Origin of the sequence: Streptomyces sp. NPDC057638 (assembly GCF_042800315.1) — a bacterium.
Lineage (GTDB): Bacteria > Actinomycetota > Actinomycetes > Streptomycetales > Streptomycetaceae > Streptomyces.
The window spans coordinates 20,673-28,404 of the sequence record NZ_JBHVHF010000074.1 but is presented as its reverse complement, the minus strand read 5'-3'; the positions used below and the strand labels follow the sequence as shown (position 1 = coordinate 28,404).

Genomic DNA, 7,732 nt, shown 5'->3' with positions numbered 1-7,732 from the left:
GGGGCAGCGCTGAGGCTGCCCCGCGCGTCCGTCGCGGCTCCCGGACCGGACCGTGGGCACATGGGTCAGGGGGTGTGGATGCTGGTGCCGTCGCCGGGGCGAAGGGGGTCAGTGCGCGGCGACGCGCGCCATACCGCCCCGGCGTGGCTGCATCGTCAGGGCTGGCTGCCGACCGCCGTTCGGCGTCGGCGCCGGCGTCGTTGACGGGTTGCGGCGCGGCTGTGCGGCCGCTCCGTTCTGGACGTCCATGACGGCGTGCGCCACGAGCCCGCCCATGGGGTCGTGCCTGATCAGATCCCGCAACCGGGACCGCGAGGAACGGCCCTCGTTCCCTGGGTACAGATGCTTGCCGAGGCCGACCGAGTGGGCCAGCGCGGCGAGCGCCGCGGTCCGTGGGTCCGGCGGTACACCGGTACGGATCGCGCTGTCGAGACGGGACCTGATGTCCCTGCTGATCGCCGTGTCCGTCGCCTGATAGCGAGTCGTCGGCAAGACCCCGCACATCTGGCCCGCCACGGCATGCACCATGCCGCACCGCTCCAGGTGCGCGAGATATACCTGGCGCAGCCCCAGTCGAGGCCCGCCAATCCAGTGAACCGCGCGAACCGGACTGCCGCGCCTGCGCAGCAACTCCAGTGCGGAGTCCAGTGTCGGATCTCCGGTCGGCCGTGGCATCACCACGGCGATACGATCCCCGTCTGGGGCTATCCGTCCTGCCAGAGCCAGCTCCACTAGCTGTGCGCCGGCCAGGCCGAGGTCGAGCGACTGCGGCTGCGCTGTGGTACCCGTGGTCGGGTCCAGAGCGAGCAGCAGAAGCTCTTCCGGAAGTGTTCTGCGGCTCCTGCCCATCCATGCCTCCCCGCGTGGATGAATGACAGGGTGACCCCTCTCACATTGGTCTGTCGAGAGCGCCTGGGTGCTTTGTAAGGGAACCGATAGGTATGTCGTTCTCGTCTAGGCACGGGGGCCGCGTTCTCACACAGGACACTGAGAGATGGTTCGGACAACACGGGCCGTCGATTTGACGGCACCCCCTACTTGCGTACCTATGGCACACGGCGCAGAACTCATGGAGGAGGCACGGTGGCGGGCGAGTCCCCCGAGAAGTCGGAGCAGCGGAAGCCGTCGGGGACGACGGCTTCGGGCGAACATGACCCGCGGCTCTCGGCGCTCGGGCAGTCATCGGGTGGCGTGGACCAGGCGACGGCGGTCTTCCGCCGCCCCTCCGAACGCGACCCCGCCGCGTCCACCGAGTCCGTTGCCGAGCCCGACACCGAGGCCGAGCCTGACACCGCGTCCGGTCGCCCGTCCCGCCCGTCCTGGGCCGAGCGCCCCGGGCGGGCCGACGCGAGGGTCTCGTTGACCCGTGCGGACGGGCAGGAGGGCGTACGGGAGGACTCCGCGCCTTCCGGGCCCTCCGCCTCGGTGAAGGCCCCGGAGCCGGACGAGGGTTCGGCGGCGGAGGAGGGTTCGTCGGCGGAGGAGCGGGACGACGTCACCGGGAACGGGGACGACCCATCCGTACCGGCCCCGCAGGGCGGGAGGCCGGAGCGGGAGCCGGACGGGCCCGAGGCGCGTCCGGAGGAGGAGGCCGAGCGGGACGGGCGGTCCGCCGCCGTACCCGCGCCCGCAGCCGTAGCCGTACCCGCACCCGCACCGGCGCCGGTGTCGGTGTCGGCGAGGAAGGCCCCGGAGTCCGGGAGCGCCCCGGCGCGTGACGCGGAGCGGAGCGAGACGGCCCGTCAGATGGGCACGTCCGCCACGGCGGCCGCGTCGGCGAAGCGGACCCCGGCCCCCGAGGACACGGAGCCCGCCGCGTCCGACCCGTCCCCGAAGGCCGGAGCCGGAGCCGAGTCGGAGCCGTCCCCGAGGGCCGGAGCCGAGTCGGAGCCCGAGTCGGAGCCCGAGTCGGAGCCCGCTCCGGCCGCCGAGGCGGCTCCGAAGGCCGCCGCGACCTCGAAGAGCGCCGCGCCCGACCCCGCCCCGAAGACCGTTCCCACCCCCACGGTGAGCGCGCCCGCCGGGGACACGGCGTCAGCGCGGCGGGACGAGGGCACCCCCGTGGCCGACACCCCCAAGGGCGGTTCCGCGCGCGGTGAGGGTGGTGGGGTGGACACCCCGACCACGGCGCTGAAGCTGCCCCCGGCGCCGCGCTCGGGTTCGGATTCCGCACCGGCCGACAGCAAGTTCGTACCGCTGCGCCGCGACGACTCCGGATCCGCCACCTCGCAGACCGGCACGACCGGCACGCCCCGCCCGCACAGCCCGAAGATCACCACCAGTGACGGCGACGAGGTAGCGGCGGGCGGCGGCGCGTCGACCACCACGACCGTCGCGGCCGCGGCGCTGACGGAGGCCGAGCGCACGCGCCAGCAGCCGGTCCCGGCGCAGCCGCCGCTCGATCTGCTGGCGGAGCTGACGAACACCCCCGAGACCCCGCTGCGGGCGCTGCGGCGGCGGGTGAAGATCTGGACGCCGCTGCTGGTGCTGATGGTGATCGTCTTCGCGGTCGTACAGATCGTGCGGCCGGTGCCCGAGCCCACCCTGGGGCTCTCCGTCGACGCGGAGCACACCTTCGGGGGCGGCCGCGTCGCGCTGCCGCTGCCCGGTGAGGGGCAGGGCGCGGTGGAGGTCGAGGGCGTCGGGACGGTGGCGACCTACGGCGCGCAGAAGCCCGCGCCGCTGGCCAGTGTGGCCAAGACGATGACGGCCTATGTGGTGCTGCGGGACCGCCCGATCACCGGGAAGCAGGTCGGCCCGGAGATCACCATCGACAAGCGGGCGGAGAAGGAGTCCACGAGCAAGTTCGAGTCGACGGCGGATGTGAAGGAGGGCCAGAAGTACACCCAGCGCGAGCTGCTGGAGTTGCTGATGATCCCGTCCGCGAACAACGTCGCCCGGCTGCTGGCCCGCTGGGACGCGGGCAGCGAGGCGGCGTTCGTGGAGAAGATGAACGACGCCGCCAAGGACCTCGGGATGACCGACTCGGTCTACACCGACCCCAGTGGTCTGCTGGCGACGAGTGTCTCCACCCCGCGGGACCAGCTGAAGCTGGCCAAGGCCGTGATGAAGAACGATGTCTTCCGGGAGATCGTCAACACTCCGCTGATCAAGATCGACGGCATCGACGGCAGGATCCGCAACAACAATGACCGTGCCCTGCTGGAGGACGGCGTCGGCGGTATCAAGACCGGTTCCTCGACCCCGGCGGGCGGCAACCTCCTGTGGTCGGCCAACACGGAGGTCGACGGCAGGATCCACCGGATCGTGGGCGTCACCATGGGCGTGAAGACCGGCGCGGTGCTGAACGACAAGCTGGAAGCGGCCATCACCCACAGCATCAACGTCATCAAGGCCACCCAGAAGGGCGTGACCTCGCAGACCGTGGTCCGCAAGGGACAGGTCGTCGGCTATGTCGACAACGGTCTGGGGAGCCGGACGCCCGTGGTCGCCAAGGAGGAGCTGAAGGCGGTCGGCTGGGCCGGTCACCGGGTCGAGCTGACCCTCACTCCCACGGGTGAAGGTCCGCCCCGTACCGCGGTGGCGGGCGAGGAGATCGGCGAGATCTCGGTGGGCACCGGCTCCGGCCGGGTCTCCGTGCCGGTGGCGCTCCAGGCGGAGCTGGCCGAGCCCGGTTTCGGCGAGAAACTCACCCGTCTCGGCTGATCAGCGCCGTCTTTCCGGCATCGCTCCGGGCCGCTCCGAGCGGCCGGGAGCGGCCCTGAGTGACGGGGGCGTCCCGGCGGTCCGGGGGCGCCCCCGTGTTAGCGTCCGGACACCCGGGGCAACTCGGGGCCCGTGGGACGGCGTCCTTGTTCAGGGACGCCGAGGGATTCCTGGGCGGGCCACCACCGTGATGAGCGCCGACACTCATGACGGCGGCCGACGGCGTACGAGAGCGTGATCCCGATCGCGTACGGCGCCCGTGATCACGTACGGTCACGACGGTGGTCACGGCGACGGTCACCGCCCCCGGCGGAGCCCGTCGCCGGCCGATGACCGACCATGGACTGTCAGCCCCCGAAGCCCGGCGCCATCCGAGACCGACGGGACCAACCGACGGGACCACGGACCCGACGGGACCAGCGGTCGCCCACCCATGACCGCCGGGGACCACGCACCGACCACCGACCACCGCGACGAGACCACACACGGACGGGGAGACGGGGAGAACCGCAGTGACTACCGCTGAGCCGGTCCGCACGGACGGCCACGGCAACCGCGAAGGGCTGCGAATACGACGCCCCTCGCCCTCCTCCGACCCCGGTGGCGACGCTTCCAGAGTCTCCGGCGGCGGCCCGCTCACCGAGGTCTGGGACCGGCTGACCCGCCGCCCCGTGCTGGTGACCACCGTCGTCGCGGCGGTGGCCCATCTGCTCTGGTTCTTCTTCCTCGCCAACAGCGGCGGCGACCTGGCCGCGCAGGACGCGTGGGCGGAGTTCGTCGGCCGCCACCCGGACTCGGCGTACAACCTGGCCTGGTACGGGGGGATGCACCCCGTCTCGTACAGCGTCGTCTCGCCGTATCTGATGTCCCTGATCGGCGTCCGCTCCACGATGATGGTCGCGGGCACGGTCGCCGCCGCGCTGACCGCGCTGGTCCTGGCCCGGGTCCGTGCCGTGCGCAACCCGCTGGCCTGCGCGCTCGCCGGGGTCTTCGCCTTCCTGTGCAACGCGCTCTCCGGCCGGGTCACCTTCGGCCTGGGGATGATGTTCGCCGTCGGCGCGGTGGCCGCGGTCTTCTGCTGGCCCCACCGCTGGCGCACCAAGCGCTGGGCGAAGGCGGCCGTCGCCGCGCCGCTCGCGGGGCTCGCGACGGCGGCCAGCCCGGTCGCCGGCCTCTTCCTCGGGGTGGTCGCCGCCGCGCTCTTCCTCAACAAGCGGCGGCCCGGCGCCTACGCGCTGGGGCTGGCGCCGGTCGCGGTCGTGGCGGTGTCGGCGTGGCTGTTCCCGTTCTCCGGGACCCAGCCGATGTCGTTCTGGACGACGACGCTGCCGTTCCTCTTCGGTGTCCTCGTCCTCGTCCTCGTACCGAAGAACTGGCGCACGGTCCGCACCGCCGCCTTCGTCTACTCCTTCGGCACCCTGCTGACCTGGGCGATCGACTCCCAGATCGGGTCGAACGTGACCCGGCTGCCGATGCTCTTCGCCGGGGTGGTGCTGCTGGCCGCGCTGCCGTACGCCGTCCCGAGGTCGGTGAAGTGGTACGCGATCGTGCTGGCCTTCCTCGGACTGAACACCTGGATCGGCTTCAAGGGCGTCGACGACATCGTGCGCACCGCGCCCACCGCCTCCTGGAACCGTGAACTGGCCCCGCTGGTGAACAAGCTCCAGCAGATCGACGCCGAGGCCGGCCGGGTCGAGGTCGTCCCCGCCTCCAGCCACCGCGAGGCGTCCGCGCTCGCGCCGTACGTCAATCTGGCCCGGGGCTGGAACCGCCAGGCCGATATGAAGCGGAACCCGATCTTCTACGACAAGGACAAGACGCTCACCTCGGCGGACTACCGCGCGTGGCTGGACCGCTGGGCGGTGCACTACGTGGTGCTGCCGGACGGTTCCCCCGACTCCAGCGGTGCCCAGCAGGAGGCCGAACTCGTCCGGGCCGGACAGCCCTATCTGAAGCGGGTCTGGGGCGACGCCAACTGGCAGCTCTTCGCGGTCAAGGACCCCACCCCGCTGGCATCGCCCGCCGCCGCCGTGGAGCAGGCGGGCGCGAACGAGATGACGATCCAGGTCAACGCGCCGGGCCGGGTACGGATCAAGGTGCCGTACTCGCCCTGGCTGAGCATCGTGGACGCCACCGGGAACAAGGTGCGGGGACCGGAGGAGACCCCGGCGTCGAAGGCGCGGGCGGAGGGGACACCGCCGACGTATGTCAATCCCTTCGGCTGTCTGATGAAGGCCGAGGAGGACGCCGAGGGCGACGAGTGGACCGATCTGCTCGCACCCCGCGCGGGGGTCTACCGGCTGGCGGCCCCCTATGACCTCCCCCGGGGCACGCCGTGCCCGGACGCGCTCCAGACCGAGTAGCCGGGCCCGGGACCTCGTACGGGGGCGGGGCTCGCCGCGCGGGGGCGGGAACCTCGTACGGCAGTGGGATCTTCGTACGGGGGCGGGACTCGCCGCACGGGGAGAGAGAACAGCACGGGGAGAGAGAACCGCACGGGGGCGGGAAACAGCACGGGTCGGGTTACTGGGGTTAACGCCTGTCTGTTGACAGTTCGTTGATGCATAGTGGACTCGCCACCAGGCATACCAAGCAGTCGGTCCAACGATCTTCCCCTCCGCGGGGACTCAGGTGCGAGATGACATGCGAACGGTGTGACACGACGCGAGGCACCCTCCCCGGCCTGCGGTGCCCCCACCGTGGCGCCGACGGATGGGTGGCGCGCGAGACCTTACGGGGGCGGTTCTCGCTGCTCTCCCGTACCGGCAAGACGCTTCTGGCGTGCGGTGCCGCGCTGACGGCCGTGGCGCTCGCCGCGTCGGCGCTCCAGCTCTCCGGCGGCTCCTCCGAGGGCGGCGACGGTGACGCGCCCGTGGCGGCGGCCGGCGATTCCCTCGGCGGACTCGGTGATCTGGAGGGCGCGCCGGAGCGCATCGAGCCGTCCGTCCCACCGCCCTTCCCGTCACCGGCGGTCACCACGGGATCCGCCTCCGCCCCCGCCCCCGCGACGCGGCCGGCCCCCGCCCCGACGGCCATGACCAGCCACCCGGCCCGCGCGTACCCCTCCCGTACCGCCGCCCGGCCGGTCTACCGGGCCTGGGCGGGGCCCGGCTGCTCGGGCGGCGGCGAGTACCGCGAGCGGGGCCGCTACCACGACGGCGAGGACGGCTGGTACTCCCGCGCCCGCGGCGGCCACCGGGGCCACGGCTGCGACGGCCGCTTCACCGCGATCCCGATGTCGGGCAGCCCCGACCAGGACAGCGCGGGCTCGGCCACCTGGTCCTGGCGCCTGGGCCCCGGCTACCGCCACTGCGCGCTCCGTGTGGTCGTCCCCCGGGGCGAACGCGACCAGGACGCGGCGGGCGCCCCTTCCGTCTACCAGGTCCTCGACCACCCGGACGCCGACCGTCCGCGGCGCACCTTCCGGCTGGACCAGGAGGCGCTGCGGGGCGGGACGGCGGTGGTGCGGGACCTCTCCGTACGGGGACGGTGGCTGACGGTCCGGCTGACCGACCGGGGAGTGGACTGGGGCGAGGGGCGCGAGGGCGCGCACCACGCGGCGGCGCAGATGCGCGCGGAGTGCTGGGCGTAGTCCCGTCAACCGCCGGCGGCGGGGCGCGAGGGTAGTCGGTCGCGGGCCGCCATGTGCGCCGGGCCCGGCGAAGTCGCCCGGAGGGAGTGTGTAGCGCCGGTGCCCTGGCCCCGCGCCCGGGAGGAGCCTACGGTGAAAGTGACCGGGGTCACCCCTCGCCCGGTGGTCCGGCCCCGTACCAACGTACAAACCGGGAAGTACGGATGTGCTCCCCTCCCATGCCGAAGACGCACCAGCCCGGAGACGCTCAGGGGTAACCCGTGACGGTGCCTTCGGAGTCCGGATCCAGACTCCGGACTCCGAAGCCCCCGACTCCGAAACCCGAAGCCCCGACTCCGAAACGTCAGACTCCGGAACTTCAGACTCCGAAGCCGGGCGCCTGAAGTCCGGAGTTCAACCCAGTGCTCACCCCTGAGGTGACGGACCGCGCGGTCACGGTGCCACCGGCGCCGGTCCCGCGCTGTCGCCGCCCGT

General features: G+C 72.6%; 4 protein-coding genes. 3 read left to right on the top strand and 1 reads right to left on the bottom strand.

Annotated features, from left to right (window positions below; translation table 11 throughout):
- Positions 1–108: 108 nt before the first annotated feature.
- Entirely contained in the window at positions 109–849 is a 741-nt protein-coding gene (locus ACFVIM_RS13450; protein ID WP_384300842.1) for a GPP34 family phosphoprotein, read from the bottom strand.
- Between the two features lie 234 nt (positions 850–1,083).
- Here ACFVIM_RS13450 and ACFVIM_RS13445 point away from each other — a divergent pair, with 234 nt between their 5' ends.
- The 3 genes from ACFVIM_RS13445 to ACFVIM_RS13435 all read left to right on the top strand — a co-directional run bounded on the left by ACFVIM_RS13445 (position 1,084) and on the right by ACFVIM_RS13435 (position 7,258).
- The gene (locus tag ACFVIM_RS13445; protein WP_384300841.1) at positions 1,084–3,666 is read left to right on the top strand and encodes a serine hydrolase; all 2,583 of its coding nucleotides are present in this window, start codon (positions 1,084–1,086) and stop codon (positions 3,664–3,666) included.
- A gap of 512 nt (positions 3,667–4,178) precedes the next feature.
- Positions 4,179–6,029: an MFS transporter gene (locus ACFVIM_RS13440; RefSeq protein WP_384300840.1), complete on the top strand. Its 1,851-nt coding sequence runs from the start codon at positions 4,179–4,181 to the stop codon at positions 6,027–6,029.
- A 353-nt stretch (positions 6,030–6,382) separates the two neighbouring features.
- Complete coding sequence (locus ACFVIM_RS13435) at positions 6,383–7,258, top strand: adhesin (RefSeq protein WP_384300839.1); 876 nt, start codon at positions 6,383–6,385, stop codon at positions 7,256–7,258.
- Positions 7,259–7,732: the final 474 nt, after the last annotated feature.